Raw genomic sequence first — 18014 nt, forward strand, 5'->3', positions numbered from 1 at the left:
CTCGGTCAGGCCGTGCGGGTTGCGGCCGAGACCGCGTCGGCGACTTCCTGCTCGAGCCGACTGACCAGTGCCTCGTCGGGCGCCTGGCCGCAGACTGCCAGCCAGTTGGCCAGCATCCGGTGGCCGCCCTGCGTCAGGATGCTCTCCGGGTGGAACTGCACCCCGTGGATCGGGAGTTCGCGGTGCCGGACGGCCATGATCACGCCGCTGTCGGTCTGCCCGATGGCCTCCAGCTCAGCCGGCAGCGTCTCCGGCAGAATGGTCAGCGAGTGGTAGCGGGTCGCGGTGAACGGGTCCGGAAGTCCTTGCAGCACACCGCTGTTCGCATGGTGTACCTGGCTGGTCTTGCCGTGCAGCAGTTCGGGCGCGCGGTCGACAGTGCCACCGAAAGCCACGCCGATGGCCTGATGTCCCAGGCACACACCGAGCAGGGGAGTGCCGGTCTCCGCGCACGCCCGGACCAAGGGAATGGACGCACCGGCCCGCTCAGGGGTGCCCGGGCCCGGGCTCACCAGGATCCCGTCGAACTCCTTCGCCACGGCAGCGACGCCGTCGGGAGTGGAGACACGCTCGTCGTCGCTACGCCAGACCTGCGCGTGCACCCCGAGCTGACCCAGGTACTGGACCAGGTTGAACACGAAGCTGTCGTAGTTGTCGAGGACGAGAACCTGCATGCCGTCAGGCTACTGGGTCACCCGTCGACGCGATCAATCAATATGTGACCGGTCCAGCCGGTTGGGCGTACCGGAGCTTCAGCGGCATCCGGTGACCGACGACGTCCACCGATGCCCGCGGCTCCTCGGTGTAACCGAGCCCGAACCGCACGACGTACTGCTTGTAGAGCGTCACCAGCGGCGCGGCGGCGAGCGCGGCGCGCATGCCCTCGACGTTGCCGATCACGGTGATGACGTACGGCGGGCTGTAGGTCCGGCCGTTGAGCAGCAGGGTGTTGCCGACGCAGCGCGGGGCCGAGGTGGCCAGAATCCGCTGGTCCTGCATCTGGACGGCCTCGGCGCCGCCCAGCCACAGCGCGTTGAGGACCGCCTGGACGTCCTGCTGGTGTACGACGAGGTCGTCGGGGGTGGCGTCGTGCGGGTACTGGCCCTGCGCATTGCGCTGGGCGTCGTTGAGGGTGATCACCAGGCCCGGTCCTCGCATGGGGTCGAGGCCGAGCTCCAGGCCCAGTTCGTTGGCTCGACTGGTGATGGCGCCGAGCGCGGCATCGGCGCCGGGTGTGCCGCCGTGGTGGTTCTCGAGCTGATGCTGCAGGTCGTCGCGCTCGGCGGCGCGGGTCGCGACGGTCCGCTGGGCTTCTTTCACCATGTCGACGAGGCGGGGCGCGTCGCTGCGCCGGATCTCGCTGCCCCCGGAGACGCTGTGCGTGGTGGCGAGCAGGAGGCCGGCGAGCACACAGACCACCGGCACACCGAATCGCCAGGCCGAGTGACGGGCCGGCTGGTCAGGTTCCGAGGTCCCCGCCGTCCGGAGCCTGCGAGGCGACACATCTTCTGCGTTAGGCTCTGAGTGCATACCGCTCCATCGTCGCACCGAATTGCCGGTTTCTCTCCACCGGCGCGGGAGTGCGGCACCGACTGTCCGCGAAGGTACCAATGCCCAAGTCCAAGGTTCGCAAGAAGAACGACTTCACCATCAACCCGGTGAGTCGGACGCCGGTGAAGGTCAAGGCCGGACCGTCGAGCGTGTGGTTCGTGGTGTTCTTCTGCTCGCTCATGCTGATCGGTCTGATCTGGCTGGCGGTGTTCCAGCTCGCCGCACTGAACCCGGCCGGTACTCCACACCTGCTGCAGTGGATGGCCGATCTCGCCCAGTGGAATTACGCCATCGCCTTCGCCTTCATGATCACCGGCCTGCTGCTGACCATGCGGTGGCGCTGAGCAGCGTCAACAGACCCGGTTCGTTACATCCAGGTCTCGTGACGTAACCCAGCTGGCAACCTGACGGACACCCAATCACATCGATGTGATTCATCCCCATTGGGGATAGTGCCTGTGGATAACTTGCCCCCAAGGGTGTGGACATCTCGTGGAACAAACTCAATGGAGCCCGCCGACAGCCGGCATCGCGGCCTGTGGCGCATTCGGCGTCATACTCGCCGCCGTGGCCCTGACTTCGGTCACTGACCTGCCCGGACGCGTTCTCGGCGGCATCGCCGCCATCGGTCTGCTGGTGTTCGCCGTGATGTCCTGGCGCGCGCGGCCGAAGCTCGCGATCACGCCGGCCGGGCTGGTGGTGCGCGGGTGGTTCAGTACCCAGACTTATACACAGGCCGACCTCAAGAGTGTGCGTATCACCGAGTTCCGCCGACTGACCCGCAAGGTGCGGCTGCTGGAGCTCGACACCGTCGACGACCGGCTTCTGGTCTTCACCCGATGGGACGTCGGCACCGATCCCATCAACGTCCTCGACGCCCTCACCGACGCCGGGCTGATTCCCTAGCTCTCCAACGCAAACGGCGCGACAGCCCCCGGTAGGGGACTGCCGCGCCGCGCGTCAGGCTGAAATTCAGGAAACGGTGATCGAGTCGATGACGACCGGCTCGGTCGGGCGGTCGCCGCGGTCGGTGGCGGTGGTCGCGATGGCGTCGACAACCTTCTGCGACGCCTCGTCGACGACCTCACCGAAGATGGTGTGGCGACGGTTCAGGTGCGGCGTCGGGCCGACGGTGATGAAGAACTGCGAACCGTTGGTGCCCGGGCCCGCGTTCGCCATGGCCAGCAGGTAGGGCTTGTCGAACTGCAGCTCCGGGTGGAACTCGTCGGCGAACTGGTAGCCCGGGCCGCCGCGGCCGGTGCCGGTCGGGTCGCCGCCCTGGATCATGAAGCCGTCGATGACGCGGTGGAAGATGGCGCCGTCGTAGAACGGGCCGGAGGTGCCGCCCGAGGCGTTCTCGGTGGAGTAATCCTTGGTGCCCTGGGCCAGACCAACGAAGTTGGCGACGGTCTTGGGCGCGTGGTTACCGAACAAAGCAATCTTGATGTCGCCGCGGTTGGTGTGCAGCGTCGCGGTCGCAGTCTGAATGGGGCTCGTCACGGAAAGTCAGTCTGCCACTCACATTTAAGACCCCGAAGTCGCCCCCACCGAATAACGTGGAAGCCCTGGCGTAGAGCCCGGCCTCCGCTCGGGAGGTCTGCAGAAATCGTGTCCGGTAGAGAGGTTGGTTGATGAGCACTGTCACCGAGAACGTCCCCGAGGTCAGCCGCCCCAGCTCCGGTGCCCGCCTGGGTCGCGGGCTGAAGTACACCATCGTCGGGCCGCTGCTGATCCTACGCGGGGTCCTCGGCCTGGGCGTCGGTTCGACCCTGGGGACTGCCCGTTGGGTGGGGCGTAGGTGTCACCGCAGCGAGGACACCGCGGGCGATCTCGCGCTTGTGGTGGAGTCGTCCGGATCCAAGCGGCGCCAGCCCCTGCTGATCGCCGGGGCGACCGTCGCGGTCCTGGCCCTCGGCGGCATCACGTTCTCGATCGTGCGGCGCTCGATGCAGCCGGAGCCCTCCCCGCTGCCCCCGAGCGTGGATGTGACGCCGCAGCCCTAATCTTCTGCGCCGACGCTGAGCTTGTGTGTCAGATCCGGACTGGATTTGGCACACAAGCTCATGTTCGTCGGCTCAGTGATTCACCGCCGCGATCAGCGCATCGGTGTCCGTCACGCTGACCCCCAGCTGACGCAGGGTCACCGGCACGCCACACACCTTGGCCTTGACCGGCGGATCGATCGTGATGGCCACAACGCCGTCCGACGAACCGTTGACGAGCCAGCGGCCGCGGAAACCGTGCACGCCCCACGAGGTGACGCGACCCTCCCAGCGGCGGGCCTCCTTGATCGACGCCAGCGGGATCTCAGCGGAGAAACCCCAACCCATGGCCACATGCAGCGCGCCGTCACGCACCTCCACCTTGCTGTGCTTGGGCCCGACCCGGAACGGCACCGACAACGGCAACGTCCACTTCGCGTAGCTGATCTCTGTCGTCATGAGCCCCAGCGTAGGACGGCGCTGCTGAACGCCGGCACGAAAAAAGCGGCCCCGATGACTGTCGGAACCGCTTTGCGTACTGCTGTGGAATTTTGTGGAGCCTAGGAGATTCGATATCTCTAGGTGAGCGGCGTGTGGAGTCGACGTCTACGACGGGGCCGCGGCTTGGCGTAGGTCCGTCGTCGTGGCCGGGTTATCTGTAGGAAGTCGTCGACGGTGGTGGGCTGCGCTGTGGCCCCGTTGGTTCTGGTTGGGTCCGGTCCGGCTATGACGGATGCGGTGTCGCCGCAGGGATGCGGGATTCGAGGAGTCGGCTGCGAAGTGCTTCGTTCTCGGTGCGAAGCTGCGCGAGTTGTTCGGTGAGTTCACGGTTGCGGGCGATCGCGGTGGCGAGTTTGGTGCGTAGCGATTCCAGGCTTGCCGCGCGCCCTGTTGCGGCCGTCGCCGTGGTGGTCGTGGTGGTGCGGAGGTTGGTGATGTCGTCGCGTAGTTGGCTGTGCTGGTAGAGGAAGCTGGTCGATACACCGGCGTCGCGGGCGACGTCGACGAAGGTGACGGGCTGACCGGTGTTTCGCAGTCGGGTGATCGCGCGGCGGGCGCGGGCGGTGGCGTCGGTGGTGCGGGCGGCGGCTGCTGCGGTCAGGCGTGCGGTGCGGCGTTCGCGGTCGTCGGCGCTCACTGAGGTTCCTGCGTGGTGTTCGGGTCGATTTCGCTGATCAGTTTGGAGACCTTGTCGAGCATCGCCGTGTTCAATTCGACGGCGGCTGCGTCGCCGCGCTCGTGAGCGTCGGCGGTGAGGCGTTGCAGTTGGTCGCGGTGCGCGATATGGGCGCCGAGGAAGACCCGGCCGCCGGGGTCGTGGAAGGAGCAGTCGAGGCAGGGGTTGGGCCGGAATTCGCAGCGTTGCGCCGTTGGGAGAGTGCAGAATCCGTTGGGCAGCGCGGTGGTGAACCGGGCCCGGAGCCGCTCCACGTCGGCGTCGGTGTTGGTCGTGTCTGTTGCGGCGCTGTTCCAGAATTCACGTGCTTTGCGGGCCAGGGTGTCGTCGGTGATGCGGGCGTATGCCGAGGTCATGGTGTCGCTGTGGTGGCCGAGGAAGTCGCGCACTTCTTGTTGGGTCCAGCCGTTGTTGAGCAGTGTGGTTCCGATGGTGTGCCGGAAGCGGTGCACATCGCCGCCGGAGATCGGCTCGCCGGTGATGGTCGAGGTGGTGATGCCGTGTTCGGTGAACAGTGCGGCGAGGCGGTGCCGCAGGCCGCTGGTCGACCAGGGTTGGGTGCGGCCGGCGGCGGCGTTGGACCGGGCGCCGGGGAATAGGTGCTCGGCGTCGGGGCCGTAGGTGTCGCGCACGCGGGTCTGCTGGTCGAGGACGATGGTTGCGAGGCTGTCCGGGATGGGGAATCGGCGCCAGGCCCGGGTTTTGGGCATCCAATATTCGATCCAGTAGCCCGCGTCGGAGCGGTGCAGGCAGTCGATGGGCAGGGCGACCAGTTCGGAGATGCGGCAGCCTGCCCACCGGGTGGTGGCGATCATCGACCGCAGGGTGGGGTCGGTTGCGGGGTTGTCGACGATCAGCGTGTCGACGCGTTCGATTACGTCCGGCGGGAACGGGCGGGGGCTGCGGGTCTTGCGGTGCACGTTCTCGCCTCGTCGGAGGAACACCGCCGACCCGAGAGCGGGCACGATCTGGGTGTCGTGCAGCGACTCCAGCAGGTAGGCGGCGGTATTGGCCAACCGCGCGTCCGCTTGGGTGTCCGGTCGCCGGGTCCACGCCAGGTAGTCAAGGAAGACCGGCCTGGTCACCGCGGACGGTTCCGGTGATTCGTCGTCGCGGGTGAGGAACCGGGCGAGCTGGCGGGTGGCGCGCACCCACTGGGTCAGCGTGCCCCAGGCCAGGGTGGCGGTGGTGAGCTGCCGGCGTGCGAGTTCTTTGACCGCGTCACGCAGCCACGGCACGGTCACCGTCGACCAGTCCACGGCGGTGTGTGTCGATCCGGATTGGGTGGCGTCGAGAACGAATTCGAATCCGTCTCGCCAGTGCCAGTGGTCGTCGGCCCACGGGTCCGGGTTGGTGGCGCCGTCGAGGAGTCGGAAGAAGCGCCGAATGTAGGGTGCGCACAGGGAGTCGAACGAGCTCGCGTGCGGCCAATGCTGCCGGCACAGCAGAAGCCACTCGCCGGCGGGTCGCTCGGTGAGGGAGTCGGTGATCCGGCCGTCGGCGGTGTCGATGAGCACCATCAAGAAGCGGCGGAGGCTGGTGTTGGGGGTCCAGTCGCCGCGGCGCACCTTGGTGGCGACGACGAACCGGATCTCATCGGCCGCGATCTGCGGTAGCCGCCGGAAGTCGACGATCTGGGCCGAGAGGTGGCCGCGCGGGGCGCCGACGGGTTGGGCTTCGAAGGTTGCCCATGCGGTGAAGTCGGCGGGCTGGCCGGCGCGGAACCATTGGAAGTAGTGCGCGTAGCACAATCCGCGCCGCTCGGCGCCTGCGGAGTGGGGGCCGCCCAGCCAGTACCGCTCGCTGTTGCATGCGTCGACGGCGCAGGGGTCCGCCGCCTGGCGGCGGCGGTCTCCGGCCGGTTCGACCACCTGCCACGTCGGCTGACACCACGGCCCGTCGGGTACCCGTAGCGGCGAACGGCGGCCTCTGCGCGTGGAGTCAGGGTGGGAATCAATGTTTCTCATGGCCTGCCTCGCGCTGCGGTGGCGCCCACACCAGCTGCTCGGTGCGGCGCAATCGGTCTGCCAGATCGTCGCTGGCGAGGTGGATGTAGACGTCGGCGCTGGCGGCGTGCGACTGGCCAAGCCGGGCAGCGATCTCAGCCGACGTCCATCCGGCCTTGGCCAGCGCAGTTGCGTGGGTATGGCGCAGCATGTGTGGGTGCAGCCCGTCAAGGCCCGCTACGGAGCCGATGTGCTCGATGATCTGGTAGGCGTTCGAGTACGACAGCGGCCCGCCGACCGGGGGCCGGGACAGGTTGACGAACACGTAATCGCTGTCCAGGTCGGAGATCTCACTGAGGAGGTAAGCGGCGTACAGGTCGAAGAACCGGCGGGGCGCGGCCACCGCGAATTGCGCTCGCTGCTTTGACAGCGCCCCGTTGGCGTTGTCCTCCCGGCGGCACACCTGCACTCGCTTGCGCATCGGGTCCAGGTCGGCGTGCCGTAGGCCTAACGCCTGCCCGACCCGCAGGCCCAGGTCATAGAGCGCGGAGAGCAGCAGCCGGTCGCGGTGGGTCGACGCCGCCGCCAGCAACGTCGCGAAGTCGGCCTCGAAGTCGATCAGCTGCACGGTCTCTGCCGGCTGCTTGCCCGGCCGGGTCAACCGGGAGACCGCGCTGGGGTGGCGTTGCTCGATGTGGGCCAGGAAGCTGTGTGCCCGGCGCGGGAGCCGCGACGGGTTGCGGGTCAACACCAGATCCTGCGGTCCGCGGCCTTCGACGCGGTGGAACTCGTAGAACTCGCGCACGGCCGCGCTCACCGCTTTGACCGTTCCCGGCGCCCGGCTACCGGACCGGGTCGGCAGCGGGGGCAAACCGGCCGACAGCGCCCCCACGAAATCACACAGTGCGTCGAATACTACGGCGTCCCAGTCGATTCCGCGTGCGCCCAGCCACCGGTAGAACAAGCTCAGGTGGCGCGCATACGAGCGGACGGTGTTCTGCGACCGGCCGATCGCACGCAGCCAGTGCAGGAACTGCTCGACCTCCCCGACCGGTAGGCCTGAAGCGTCTACGACCGTCCACGACGCCCGTCCGTGGATGGTCACCGGTGCCGCCTTCACTCGGCATCCCGGGTTTCCTCGGGGCGCCGGGGCCGCACCTGGATGTCGGGCCGCAGGTCTTCCTGCGGTTGGCGGGCCGGCATCGGCGCGGCTGCGGCGGTGTCGGCAGGAAGTGCCCCGGGCAGCCACTTCATGTCGCGCTTGCGCCACGTCGCGTATTGGGCCTGCACCTTGGCCATCGGAACCTCGAAGCGGTCCCAGTCGACGCCCGGCGCGCTGACCCAGATCCGGCGGATATGGGTGTCGGTGACGATGTCGTAGTCCCAGGTCAGCTCGCAATGGGTGGGATCGCCGATCAGGCCCAGGGTCGCCGAATCCTGGGTGAAGAACGCGGTCCGCCGCGGGGTGGTCGGTTCCATCTCGTTGTGGTGGATCATCATGTGCGTCTTGCCGCGGCTGTTGATCTCGGGCCAGCGGTAGGGCTTGACGACCGTGTGTCCGGGTGGATGCATGCCGCGGGTGCTCAGCCACACATCGGTGCCCGCCGCGACGGCGGCCGCAACATATGTGCCGCGCCCGAGCCCTTGCATCACGGTTCGCAGATGTGCGGAGTGCCGGGCCGACAAGGCGTTCCAGTCATCGACGGCGGCCAGCAGCATCGCCCCCACCCCGACCGCCACCTGGTTGAGCAGCCGTCGGGCCTCCTTGCGGGAGACCGGACGGTCGGGTGTGTTGGGTTGATCCATCGGAGCTGTCACGACCCCGCCTTTCAGCCGAAAACCTTGCATAGAATCGTGCGGACCGGGGTAAAGTTTGAGGCCGGAAGACACGCCGATCGCATACGGAGCAGCCGGTCTGCAGGCGTCACGGGCTGGAGTTGCGCTATCGTCACACCAGCCACACACGCCCCACGTCCGTTGGTGGGCGTGAACTGGGAAAACGCAGATCAAACGGTGTTTCTGCGCGAATTCGCGGCGGCGGCGGGCTAGTGTCGAAAGACAGCACCGAGACGGTTGGGGAGGCGATCTGTGACGGCACCGGACCCGTACGACGACGCGGCGAACAGCGTGATGGTGCAGTTGACCCGGTTGTCGCGTGGGTGGTCGAAAAAGCGCCTGGCCGACGAGGCCGGGGTGTCGGCCTCGCACGTCAGCAGGGTCGAGGCGGGGCTGCTGCCCCTGGCAGGGAAGGCCTTGCTCGACTACGCGCAGGCCATGGAATGCCGCCCGGAAGCGCTGTGCGTGCCCTTCACCCGGTCCCCGGCCCAGGGCAGCCACTTCCGGGCCAACCTGAGTGCGGCCGAGTGGAAGCGTGACCGCGTGTGGGCGCGCGCGAATCTTGTCGCGATGCGGATCGGCCGCCTGGTGTCCCGCGCCGACATCAACCCCAAGCTTGCGCTTCCCGATCTCGACCCGGCCGACTACGCCTCCGAGCTCGGAGAGATCACCGTCGCCCAGGTTCTGCGCCGCCTGTGGCGCGTCGCCGGCCCGATCCGCTCGATGACCGAATTGCTCGAAGCCGCAGGGGTGTTCGTTGTGGTCGATGGTTTCCTCGACGACGAGATCGACGCGGTGACCCTGCGAGCAAGCGAGTATCACCCGCACCTGGTGTACGTCAACGCGGCCCGGCCGCCCGACCGCATGCGGATGACGCTGGCCCACGAACTCGGCCACCTGGTCATGGATGCGATGACGCTGGTCAGCCCCGCCGAGGCCGAGCGGCGGGCCAACAGTTTCGCCGCCGAGTTCCTCGCCCCCATCGCCGACATCGGCTTTGACTTGGACCGCGTGTCAGTGCGGGCCGTGCATGAACTCGATGAGCTGCGCCTCACCTGGGGTGTGAGCGCGTCGTCGCTGGTCGTGCGGGCCCGCGAGCGAGGTGTGCTCTCCGACTACCAGTACCGCTCGATGTTCCGGCTGCTCAACGAGACCGGCCGCATGTATGGCCCCCGCCCCGGCGTGGCCGAGGAGATGCCCCGTCTCGTCGGCGACGTACTCGGCCAACTCGCGGCCGGCGGCTACACCGCCAGTGAACTCGACGACATTACGCTGCTCACCGGCGCGCAACGCGGCGCGCTCTTCGGCGTAAGCGACAGGCCCGGCGCCCGGCACCTCACGATGGTCTAAACACCGGGCGCGATCGTGGGCTGGAATCGCACCCCGGTCCGCGACGAGCAGTGGAAAGCGCCGGTCCACTGGACCAAGCAGGGGCAAGCCCTTGAGCAGGACCACGCCGCAGGCGGCCGCCGATGCCGTGTGGTGAACGACAGTGGTGGTGCGCTCGGACGGGTCGTCCTGCGGCGCAGATACCTGCGTATCTACGCCGAACTGCGGTGGCAGACCAACAACAAAGAATGCAGCACGTACCTCTGCCAGGTATCAGGCAAGAGCCGAAGCGCAAACCTGGCGGCCGCCTGGCGGCGAGCGCACAGTCTCGGCCTGACCGCTGCCGGCCGTGACGCAAAGGCGTGATAAGTCATCGGCAAACACCACACCTTGCTGACCTCCTCGCCTGGCTGGTTACGCGATGGATGATGCCGGTGGTCAACGCGATATCGCGGAGGCGGCTACTTCGGCCACCGGATCATGGTCCCGGCCTGGCTGTGCCAGTGGTTTGGTGCGCCCGGCCCGGACACCGTTGGCGATGACGACGATTTCGGCGAGTTCGTGCACCGCGACGACCGCGGCCAGGCCGAGCACACCGGTGAGGGCGAGCGGGATGAGCACTGCGATCAATCCCAGTGAGAGGCCGACGTTTTGGAGCATGATGCGCCGGGCTCGCCGCGCGTGGGCCAGGGCCTGGGTGAGGTGGCGCAGGTCTTCACCCATGAGGGCGACGTCGGCGGTTTCGATGGCCACGTCGGTGCCCATCGCACCCATCGCGATCCCCAAATCGGCGGTGGCCAGAGCGGGGGCGTCATTGACGCCATCACCGACCATGGCCGTCGAGGAGCGTTGGCGCAGTTGACCGATCAGCGCCGCCTTGTCTTCGGGCCGCAGATCGGCATGCACCGTATCGATCCCCACCTGGCGGGCCAGGGCTTGGGCGGTCGCTTGGTTGTCGCCGGTGAGCATGGCGACCTGATAGCCGCCGCGGCGCAGGTGTTCGACGACCTGGGCGGCTTCGGGCCGCAGTTCGTCGCGCACCGCGACCGCCCCAATGACCTGACCGTTGTCTTCGACCAGCACGGCGGTGGCGCCGGCGGCCTGCATGGCCGCGACGTGTTCGGACAAGGGTCCGGGGTCGAGCCAGCCGGGGCGCCCGAGCCGTAGCCGGTGGCCGTCACGGTGGCCGAGCAGTCCGGCCCCGGTCACCGCCTCCACATCCTCAGCTGGTTGGACCGGCCCCTCGGTGGCGGCGAGAATCGCTGCAGCCAGCGGGTGTTCGCTGCGGGCCTCCAACGCCGCCGCCACATCTAACACGTGGTCGCGGCTGTTGCCGTTGGTGGTGGCGACGTCGATGACGGTGGGCTGGTTGGCGGTCAGGGTGCCGGTCTTGTCTAGCGCGACGGTGCGCACCGCGCCGAGGGCTTCCAGCGCGGCGCCGCCTTTGACGAGGACGCCGAGCTTGGAGGCGGCGCCGATCGCGGCGACGACGGTGACCGGCACCGAGATGGCCAGCGCGCACGGGGAGGCGGCCACCAGCACGACCAGGGCACGTTCAATCCACACCAGCGGATCACCCAACACGGAACCGATGGCGGCGATCAGCGCGGCCGCGACCATGATCGCCGGAACAAGCGGTTTGGCGATGCGGTCGGCCAGGCGCTGGCTGGCGCCCTTGCGGGACTGCTCAGCCTCCACGATCGCCACGATGCGGGCCAACGAGTTATCAGCAGCGCTGGAGGTGACCTCGACTTCGAGCACCCCGGTGCCGTTGATCGATCCGGCGAACACATCACTGCCGGGTCCGGCCTCCACCGGAACGGATTCGCCGGTGATGGCCGAGACATCCAGTGCGGTGCGCCCCGAGGTGATGGTGCCGTCGGTCGCGACCCGTTCGCCGGGCTTGACCAGCATCCGGTCACCGACCCGCAACTCCGCTGGCGGGATGGTGATTTCGGCGCCGTCGCGCAGGACGGTGGCCTCGTCGGGCACCAGCGCCAACAACGCGCGCAGTCCCCGGCGGGTCCGGGCCAGTGAGTATTCTTCGAGGCCCTCGCTGATGGAGAACAGGAACGCCAGCATGGCGGCTTCGCCGACCTCGCCGAGGATCACCGCGCCGATGGCGGCGATCGTCATCAGCGTGCCGACCCCGATCTTGCCTTGCGCTAACCGGCGCAGCGTCGAGGGTACGAACGTGTAGGCCCCGATCGCCAACGCCAGCGCATACAGGCCGATTTCGACCACATGGGGGCCGCCGGACCAGCCGACCGCATAGCCGGCCAGCAGCACCACCCCCGCGGCTGCGGCCGCGCGTAGTTCGGTGATCTCCCAGAGCCGTTCGGGTTCCTGCTCGCCTTCGTTGCGGTCGTCGCTGCCGCAGCCGCACGCCTCGCTCATCGCGCTACCTTCCGTTCAGTCGGGTGGCCGTAGTTGGGGCACAAGGCGACGGCGTTGCCGGTCGCCTCCAACACCGCCTCGGCCGCGCGAAACATGTCCAGCAGTTCCGGCCGGGCCAGCCGATACACCGAGGCGCGGCCCTGGGGCCGGAAATCCACCAGCCCACAGTCGCGCAGGCACGCCAGATGCGACGACACCGTCGATTGCGCCAATCCCAACTCACCGGTCAGATCCACCACCCGAGCCTCACCACCAGCTAGGCGGCGGGCGATCGCCAACCGGGTGGGATCGGACAGACTGTGAAACAACGCCACCGCCCCCGCCAACTCGTCGCGCGATGCACTCGGCGGCGCAGCACCCATACTTTTCATCGACATATCGCGATGATAGCCTACAACATAGATTGATCGGAATTAGTCGATGACAGCGCTTGCGATTGATGAAGGCTGAGGTGGCGCGGTGAAGCTCAACACCATCGAACGGGCAGCGATGAACAACCCGATTCGGGCTGCCCATCAACACCATCGGGAAGCCGCATGGTTTCGCCGCCTCGCCGGTGGCGACCTCACCGGCCAGGACGTACTCGAGACCGGCTGCGGACGAGGTGTCGGCTCCGAAGTCATCCTCGACCGGCTCCAGGCCCGCCACGTCACCGCATTCGACCTCGACGACACCATGGTCGAGCTCGCCCGCAAACGCCTCCATCACAGGCCCGTATCCCTGTCAGTCGGCGATGTCTGCGACATCCATCAGCCGACCGCCAGCCACGACACCGTCGTTGACTTCGGCATCATCCACCACGTCCCGCACTGGCAGCTGGCCGTCGCCGAGATCGCCCGAGTGTTGCGCCCCGGTGGGCTGCTGTTGTTCGAGGAAGTTCCACGCCGCATGCTCGACACCTGGGCGTTCCGCACATTCACCGTGCACCCACGCGAAAACCGCTTCGAGTCAGACGAATTCGCCGCTGAACTGGCCCGCCACGGCCTGCACGGCACCGCCCGCATCGAACACCACCTTCGCGGGCTCCTCTTCATCGGGGCCGCCCGAAAGATCTGACCTGCCACCCCCGCGACCACGAAAGCCGACCACGATGTCCGCGATGTACGCCATCATCGCCTTGCTCCTCGTCGCGGCTTTCTGGCTGCTCGACGGCTACGTGCGAGCCCGTATTCAACGCCATCGCACCGGCGACAGCGGCATCCGCATCCCTCGCACACCCAAACAGTGGTGGGCCCGAGGAACCCTGGCCTCCGGCATGCTGCTGCCCGGCATCGCCGCCCCCATCGCCGAACTGCTGGGCCTGCAGCCAGTGCCACTGTTGGACCACGGGCCCAGCCGCGTCGCCGGCATCATGCTCGCCGCACTGGGCGTGTTCGCCGCGTTCGGCGCCCAACGCGCAATGGGATCTTCGTGGCGCACCACTGTCGACCCCACCGAACGCCCGCCACTGGTCACCACCGGCATTTTCGCGATCGTGCGCAACCCCATCTACACGTCGATCAACGTCATGGTTATCGGACTAACCTTTGCGGTTCCCAACGGTATTGCACTCGCCGGCGTCGTGATGATCATCATCGGTAGTCAACTGCAGGTCCGCCTGATCGAAGAGCCCTACCTCACCGCCACCCACGGCCAGGCCTACCGCGACTACTGTGAGGCTGTCGACCGGTTCCTGCCCGGCATCGGGCGGATCAGACGGGCGTAGTGTCACCGCCGGCCGTACCGACCAAAGGTGGAGCCACGGGGAATCGAACCCCGATTTGAGCCTTGCAAAGGCCCCGTTCTACCGTTGAACTATGGCCCCGTCATGGATATGACCGTGGCGGTATCACCGCTGGTCACACCCACTTTCATCTACCTCTCCTAGAGATAAGATTCGAACTCCTGACATCTGCCTTGCAAAGGCAGCGCTCTACCAACTGAGCTAAGGCCCCTCGATGGTGTCCGATTGAAGTGAATGCCAGACCTCTGCGCCATGCTGGGTCCGCCATACGGTTACCGCGGCCACTCCAAGCAAGGCACCCAGCACCAGCAGAACCAATCTCACGGTGCACCCTTCCGGTGGGGGAGTCGGTGATACCGACTTCCGTGGGCCTAGGAGGACTCGAACCTCCGACCTCTTCGTTATCAGCGAAGCGCTCTAACCGCCTGAGCTATAGGCCCGAAAGTGGCCTTGCGGCCGAGCGATGAGATTACCGTATGGGTACCTCTGCGCCCAAAACGCGACGTCAGCCGCGGCCGCAGGCCTGCCGACTAGTCCCGGTCCGCCAGCGTCACCTCGACGCCGCCGACCAGATCCGTGGTCAGGTTGTAGACGAACGCCGCAGCCGTGGCCATGGCCGTCAGCAGCACGATGTTGACCAACCCGATGAGGGTTGCGCCGCCGAAAATCGTACTGGCAGAAACCAATTCACCACCGCTGCCGCCACCGCTGGTGAGCAGATCGCCGACGTTGCTGTTGAGCTTGCTCCACACACCCATGCCACCGAGGACGAGGTACAGGAACGCGACGGCGATCATCCAGACGAAGAACAGCGCCACCGACAGCACCAGCGAGACCTTCAGCACACTCCACGGATCGACGCGGCGCACCTGCATGCTGGCCCGCACCGGACCGTCCTGCCGGGCCCCCGCTCGGCTGCGCGGCGCCCCCGAACGTGCCGGGGCCGGCGAGACCGTCGCGACGGTGCTGCGCGGCTCCCGCGGTTCGCCCGCGCGGCGCTGCGGCTGACGGGACAGGTCCGGGATCTCGCTGGCGTACGCGGCCTCGGGCCGGGTTTCCGTTCGAACCGTCTCGGCCGTCCGGACCGGCTTCGGCGGCACATTGCCCTGCGGGGTCACCGCCGGCGACGACGACGGTGCCGCCGCTGGCACCGGGGGTACCGGCGGGGTGTCAGGAGTGATGGCCGGCGTGATGGTCGTCTCCGCCTCGGACGGTGAACCGCCACCCAACGACGATGCCGATCCACTGCCGCTGACGAACCGGTTCAGTCGCTCGTCCAGGCTCTGCCCACCGGCCGCAGGGGCGTCCGCCTGAGCCCCGCTGCGCGTCCGCTGCCAGGGCGGGGTGTCGCCGCCCGGGTCGGCCGCATGGGCGCCGCCACCCGATCCGGTGGCCGGCCCGTTGTTGCTCGCGGGTCCGTCACCGGTACGGGTGTATCCCGGCTCGTTCGGGGAACTCACCTGGCGGCTCCTTCAATCAGGGCGGCTGGGGACAGTCGCAGCACTACGTCTCGTCGGTCTCGGTCTCGGTCACGGCGTCGACCTCGGTGTCGGTCTCGTCGCCACCTTCGGCCTCTTCGGCGTTGCGCGCGACGGCAATCAGTGTGTCGCCCTCACCCAGGTTCATCAACCGCACACCCTTGGTCTGCCGTCCGGCCTTGCGCACCTGACGTGCCGCGGTCCGGATGACACCACCGCCGGAAGTGATGGCGTACAGCTCGGTGTCGTCATCGACGATCAACGCACCGACCAGACTGCCACGCTTGGGGTCGTACTGGATCGTGAGGATGCCCTTGCCGCCGCGGCCTTGCGCCGTGTACTCGTCGATGGCCGTCCGCTTGGCGTAACCGCCCGACGTCGCGACCAACAGGTAGGTGTCCGGCACCACGACATTGAGCGACAGCAAACGGTCGTCCTCGTTGAACCGCATGCCCTGCACACCCGAGGTGGCGCGGCCCATCGGCCGCAGTGCCTCATCGGTCGCGGAGAACCGGATCGACTGGCCCTTGGCGGACACCAGCAGCAGGTCCTCCTCGGCGGAGCACAGCACGGCACCGACGAGTTCGTCGCCGTCGCGCAGGTTGATCGCGACGATGCCGCCGGAGCGGTTCGAGTCGAAGTCGGCCAGCTTGGACTTCTTCACCAGACCGTTGCGGGTGGCGAGCACCAGGTAGGGCGCGTCCTCGTAGCTCTTGATCTGGATGACCTGGGCGATGCGCTCCTCCGGCTGGAAGGCCAGCAGGTTCGCCACGTGCTGGCCGCGCGCGGTCCGCGAGGCCTCGGGCAGGTCGTAGGCCTTGGCCCGGTACACCCGGCCCTGCGTCGTGAAGAACAGGATCCAGTCGTGCGTGGAGCACACGAAGAAGTGGTTGACGATGTCGTCCTGCTTGAGCCCGGCGCCCTGCACGCCCTTACCGCCGCGCTTCTGGCTGCGGTAGAGGTCGGTCTTGGTGCGCTTGGCGTAGCCGGTCTCGGTGATGGTGACGACGACGTCCTCGCGCTGGATCAGGTCCTCGTCGGTGACGTCGCCGTCGGCCGCGATGATCCGGGTACGACGGTCGTCGCCGTACTTGTCGGCGAGCTCCTTGAGCTCGTCGCGGACGATGGCGCGCTGCCGCTCGGGCTTGGCCAGGATGTCCTCGAGGTCGGCGATCTCGGCCTCGATCTTGGCGAGGTCGTCGATGATGCGCTGACGTTCCAGGGCGGCCAGACGACGCAGCTGCATGTCGAGGATGGCCTGGGCCTGGATCTCGTCGACGTCGAGCAACTCCATCAAGCCGGCCCGGGCGGCGTCGGCATTGGCCGACGCGCGGATCAGCGCGATGACTTCATCAAGTGCGTCGAGGGCTTTCACCAGACCACGCAAGATGTGGGCGCGCTCGTTGGCCTTGCGCAACCGGTACCGCGTGCGGCGGATGATGACGTCGAGCTGATGGGCGACGTAGTACCGGATCATCTGGTCCAGCCGCAGGGTGCGCGGCACACCATCGACGATCGAGAGCATGTTGGCACCGAAGCTGGTCTGCAGCTGGGTGTGCTTGTAGAGGTTGTTCAGCACCACCTTGGCGACGGCGTCGCGCTTGAGGTCGACGACGATCCGCAGACCCACGCGGTCACTGGACTGGTCCTCGATGTTGGAGATGCCGCCGATCTTGCCGTCGCGCACCTGCTCGGCGATCGAGGTGATGAAGTTGTCGTGGTTGACCTGGTACGGCAGCTCGGTGATGACGAGTGAGGTGCGGCCCTTGGCGTCTTCCTCGATCTCGACGACGCCGCGCATCCGGATCGAGCCGCGACCGGTCTTGTAGGTGTCGGAGATGCCCTGGGATCCGACGATCAGGCCGTGGGTGGGGAAGTCCGGGCCCTTGACCCGCTCCATCACCGCTTCGAGGGTGGTCTCCTCGTCGGCCTCGTGGTTCTCCAGGCACCAGTACACGGCCTCGGCGAGTTCGCGGAGGTTGTGCGGCGGGATGTTGGTGGCCATACCGACGGCGATACCGCCGGAGCCGTTGGCCAGCAGGTTGGGGAACCGGCTGGGCAGGACGGTCGGCTCTTGCACGCGGCCGTCGTAGTTGGGGATGAAATCGACTGTCTCCTCGTCGATTTCACGCAGCATCTCCATGGCCAGCGGGGTCAGCCGGGCCTCGGTGTAACGCATGGCGGCCGCGGGGTCGTTACCCGGCGAGCCGAAGTTGCCCTGACCGTCGACCAACGGATAGCGCAGCGACCACGGCTGGGCCATGCGGACCAGGGTGTCGTAGATCGAGGCGTCACCGTGGGGGTGGTAGTTACCCATGGTCTCGGCGACCGAGCGCGCCGACTTGGCGTGCGAGCGGTCCGGCCGAAACCCGGAGTCGTACATGGCGTAGAGCACGCGGCGGTGCACGGGCTTGAGGCCGTCACGGACCTCGGGGAGGGCGCGGCCCACGATGACGCTCATGGCGTAATCGATGTAGCTGCGCTGCATCTCCTGCTGGATGTCGACCGGTTCGATCCGATCGCCTTCGGGAGGCAGGGTGTCGGTCATCGAATTCCTTCTGCGGATTGTTTCACGTTAAACATTGATTTGTGGCG

At 67.4% G+C, this 18014-nt stretch carries 19 protein-coding genes and 3 tRNA genes; 7 read left to right on the plus strand and 15 right to left on the minus strand.

Annotated elements, in window-relative coordinates:
* Positions 1–5 precede the first annotated feature (5 nt).
* Together VXD91_RS23715 and VXD91_RS23720 are read right to left on the minus strand one after the other, a co-directional pair.
* Positions 6–674: an aminodeoxychorismate/anthranilate synthase component II gene (locus VXD91_RS23715; protein ID WP_318985855.1), complete on the minus strand. Its 669-nt coding sequence runs from the start codon at positions 672–674 to the stop codon at positions 6–8.
* Positions 675–711: 37 nt separating this feature from the next.
* Positions 712–1425: a DUF881 domain-containing protein gene (locus tag VXD91_RS23720; protein ID WP_318985854.1), complete on the minus strand. Its 714-nt coding sequence runs from the start codon at positions 1423–1425 to the stop codon at positions 712–714.
* A gap of 185 nt (positions 1426–1610) precedes the next feature.
* Here VXD91_RS23720 and crgA point away from each other — a divergent pair, with 185 nt between their 5' ends.
* Both crgA and VXD91_RS23730 read left to right on the plus strand, forming a co-directional pair.
* The gene (gene crgA, locus VXD91_RS23725) at positions 1611–1895 is read left to right on the plus strand and encodes a cell division protein CrgA (protein WP_020099906.1); all 285 of its coding nucleotides are present in this window, start codon (positions 1611–1613) and stop codon (positions 1893–1895) included.
* A 148-nt stretch (positions 1896–2043) separates the two neighbouring features.
* A complete protein-coding gene (locus VXD91_RS23730) occupies positions 2044–2457 on the plus strand; it encodes a PH domain-containing protein (protein ID WP_318985853.1) in 414 nt (137 codons plus the stop codon).
* A 66-nt stretch (positions 2458–2523) separates the two neighbouring features.
* Here the strand turns inward: VXD91_RS23730 and VXD91_RS23735 are convergent, their stop codons facing one another.
* The gene (locus VXD91_RS23735; protein ID WP_166555253.1) at positions 2524–3051 is read right to left on the minus strand and encodes a peptidylprolyl isomerase; all 528 of its coding nucleotides are present in this window, start codon (positions 3049–3051) and stop codon (positions 2524–2526) included.
* A 131-nt stretch (positions 3052–3182) separates the two neighbouring features.
* On the opposite strand from VXD91_RS23735, the gene cwsA reads away from it, so the two are divergent.
* Complete coding sequence (gene cwsA / locus VXD91_RS23740; protein ID WP_346416617.1) at positions 3183–3554, plus strand: cell wall synthesis protein CwsA; 372 nt, start codon at positions 3183–3185, stop codon at positions 3552–3554.
* 72 nt (positions 3555–3626) lie between these two features.
* Here cwsA and VXD91_RS23745 read toward each other — a convergent pair whose 3' ends face one another.
* From VXD91_RS23745 to VXD91_RS23765, 5 genes are all read right to left on the minus strand, one after another.
* Entirely contained in the window at positions 3627–3992 is a 366-nt protein-coding gene (locus VXD91_RS23745; protein ID WP_346416618.1) for a hypothetical protein, read from the minus strand.
* Between the two features lie 265 nt (positions 3993–4257).
* The gene (locus VXD91_RS23750; protein ID WP_016895229.1) at positions 4258–4671 is read right to left on the minus strand and encodes a DUF6262 family protein; all 414 of its coding nucleotides are present in this window, start codon (positions 4669–4671) and stop codon (positions 4258–4260) included.
* Positions 4668–6677 (minus strand): tyrosine-type recombinase/integrase, encoded by a 2010-nt coding sequence (locus tag VXD91_RS23755; protein ID WP_078343183.1) that lies wholly within the window; start codon positions 6675–6677, stop codon positions 4668–4670. Before VXD91_RS23755 ends, VXD91_RS23750 begins: the two co-directional genes overlap by 4 nt.
* Positions 6664–7761 (minus strand): tyrosine-type recombinase/integrase, encoded by a 1098-nt coding sequence (locus VXD91_RS23760; RefSeq protein ID WP_231752584.1) that lies wholly within the window; start codon positions 7759–7761, stop codon positions 6664–6666. The genes VXD91_RS23755 and VXD91_RS23760 overlap by 14 nt, the downstream gene beginning before the upstream one ends.
* A gap of 11 nt (positions 7762–7772) precedes the next feature.
* A complete protein-coding gene (locus VXD91_RS23765; protein ID WP_231752585.1) occupies positions 7773–8474 on the minus strand; it encodes a hypothetical protein in 702 nt (233 codons plus the stop codon).
* Positions 8475–8744: 270 nt separating this feature from the next.
* Here VXD91_RS23765 and VXD91_RS23770 point away from each other — a divergent pair, with 270 nt between their 5' ends.
* Positions 8745–9842, plus strand: coding sequence for an XRE family transcriptional regulator (locus VXD91_RS23770; protein ID WP_016895225.1), 1098 nt, complete (start codon positions 8745–8747; stop codon positions 9840–9842).
* A 15-nt stretch (positions 9843–9857) separates the two neighbouring features.
* Positions 9858–10187, plus strand: a complete 330-nt coding sequence (locus VXD91_RS23775; RefSeq protein WP_016895224.1) for a hypothetical protein — start codon at positions 9858–9860, stop codon at positions 10185–10187.
* Between the two features lie 72 nt (positions 10188–10259).
* Here the strand turns inward: VXD91_RS23775 and VXD91_RS23780 are convergent, their stop codons facing one another.
* Together VXD91_RS23780 and VXD91_RS23785 are read right to left on the minus strand one after the other, a co-directional pair.
* Positions 10260–12218, minus strand: coding sequence for a cation-translocating P-type ATPase (locus tag VXD91_RS23780; RefSeq protein ID WP_016895223.1), 1959 nt, complete (start codon positions 12216–12218; stop codon positions 10260–10262).
* Positions 12215–12589, minus strand: a complete 375-nt coding sequence (locus VXD91_RS23785) for a metalloregulator ArsR/SmtB family transcription factor (protein ID WP_025997223.1) — start codon at positions 12587–12589, stop codon at positions 12215–12217. The genes VXD91_RS23780 and VXD91_RS23785 overlap by 4 nt, the downstream gene beginning before the upstream one ends.
* 88 nt (positions 12590–12677) lie before the next feature.
* On the opposite strand from VXD91_RS23785, the gene VXD91_RS23790 reads away from it, so the two are divergent.
* On the plus strand, positions 12678–13274 hold the full coding sequence (locus VXD91_RS23790; protein ID WP_016895220.1) for a class I SAM-dependent methyltransferase: 597 nt from the start codon (positions 12678–12680) through the stop codon (positions 13272–13274).
* 43 nt (positions 13275–13317) lie between these two features.
* Positions 13318–13923: an isoprenylcysteine carboxylmethyltransferase family protein gene (locus VXD91_RS23795; RefSeq protein WP_197419930.1), complete on the plus strand. Its 606-nt coding sequence runs from the start codon at positions 13318–13320 to the stop codon at positions 13921–13923.
* Positions 13924–13951: 28 nt separating this feature from the next.
* Here the strand turns inward: VXD91_RS23795 and VXD91_RS23800 are convergent.
* From VXD91_RS23800 to gyrA, 5 genes are all read right to left on the minus strand, one after another.
* Positions 13952–14022: transfer RNA gene (locus VXD91_RS23800), tRNA-Ala, on the minus strand.
* A 64-nt stretch (positions 14023–14086) separates the two neighbouring features.
* Positions 14087–14144, minus strand: a tRNA-Ala gene (locus tag VXD91_RS23805).
* Positions 14145–14307: 163 nt separating this feature from the next.
* A tRNA-Ile gene (locus VXD91_RS23810) sits at positions 14308–14381 on the minus strand.
* A gap of 90 nt (positions 14382–14471) precedes the next feature.
* Entirely contained in the window at positions 14472–15401 is a 930-nt protein-coding gene (locus tag VXD91_RS23815; RefSeq protein WP_346416619.1) for a DUF3566 domain-containing protein, read from the minus strand.
* A gap of 43 nt (positions 15402–15444) precedes the next feature.
* Positions 15445–17967, minus strand: coding sequence for a DNA gyrase subunit A (gyrA, locus tag VXD91_RS23820; RefSeq protein WP_346416620.1), 2523 nt, complete (start codon positions 17965–17967; stop codon positions 15445–15447).
* Positions 17968–18014: the final 47 nt, after the last annotated feature.

Source organism: Mycobacterium sp. SM3041 (assembly GCF_039668335.1).
GTDB lineage: Bacteria > Actinomycetota > Actinomycetes > Mycobacteriales > Mycobacteriaceae > Mycobacterium.

What these genes read in the sequence shown, in the direction of transcription:
- VXD91_RS23795 (WP_197419930.1), top strand. Translation starts at nt 13,318, where the DNA reads ATGTACGCCATCATCGCCTTGCTCCTCGTCGCGGCTTTCTGGCTGCTC.
- crgA (WP_020099906.1), top strand. Translation starts at nt 1,611, where the DNA reads ATGCCCAAGTCCAAGGTTCGCAAGAAGAACGACTTCACCATCAACCCG.
- VXD91_RS23715 (WP_318985855.1), bottom strand. Translation starts at nt 674, where the DNA reads ATGCAGGTTCTCGTCCTCGACAACTACGACAGCTTCGTGTTCAACCTG.
- VXD91_RS23780 (WP_016895223.1), bottom strand. Translation starts at nt 12,218, where the DNA reads ATGAGCGAGGCGTGCGGCTGCGGCAGCGACGACCGCAACGAAGGCGAG.
- cwsA (WP_346416617.1), top strand. Translation starts at nt 3,183, where the DNA reads ATGAGCACTGTCACCGAGAACGTCCCCGAGGTCAGCCGCCCCAGCTCC.
- VXD91_RS23755 (WP_078343183.1), bottom strand. Translation starts at nt 6,677, where the DNA reads ATGAGAAACATTGATTCCCACCCTGACTCCACGCGCAGAGGCCGCCGT.
- gyrA (WP_346416620.1), bottom strand. Translation starts at nt 17,967, where the DNA reads ATGACCGACACCCTGCCTCCCGAAGGCGATCGGATCGAACCGGTCGAC.
- VXD91_RS23745 (WP_346416618.1), bottom strand. Translation starts at nt 3,992, where the DNA reads ATGACGACAGAGATCAGCTACGCGAAGTGGACGTTGCCGTTGTCGGTG.
- VXD91_RS23785 (WP_025997223.1), bottom strand. Translation starts at nt 12,589, where the DNA reads ATGAAAAGTATGGGTGCTGCGCCGCCGAGTGCATCGCGCGACGAGTTG.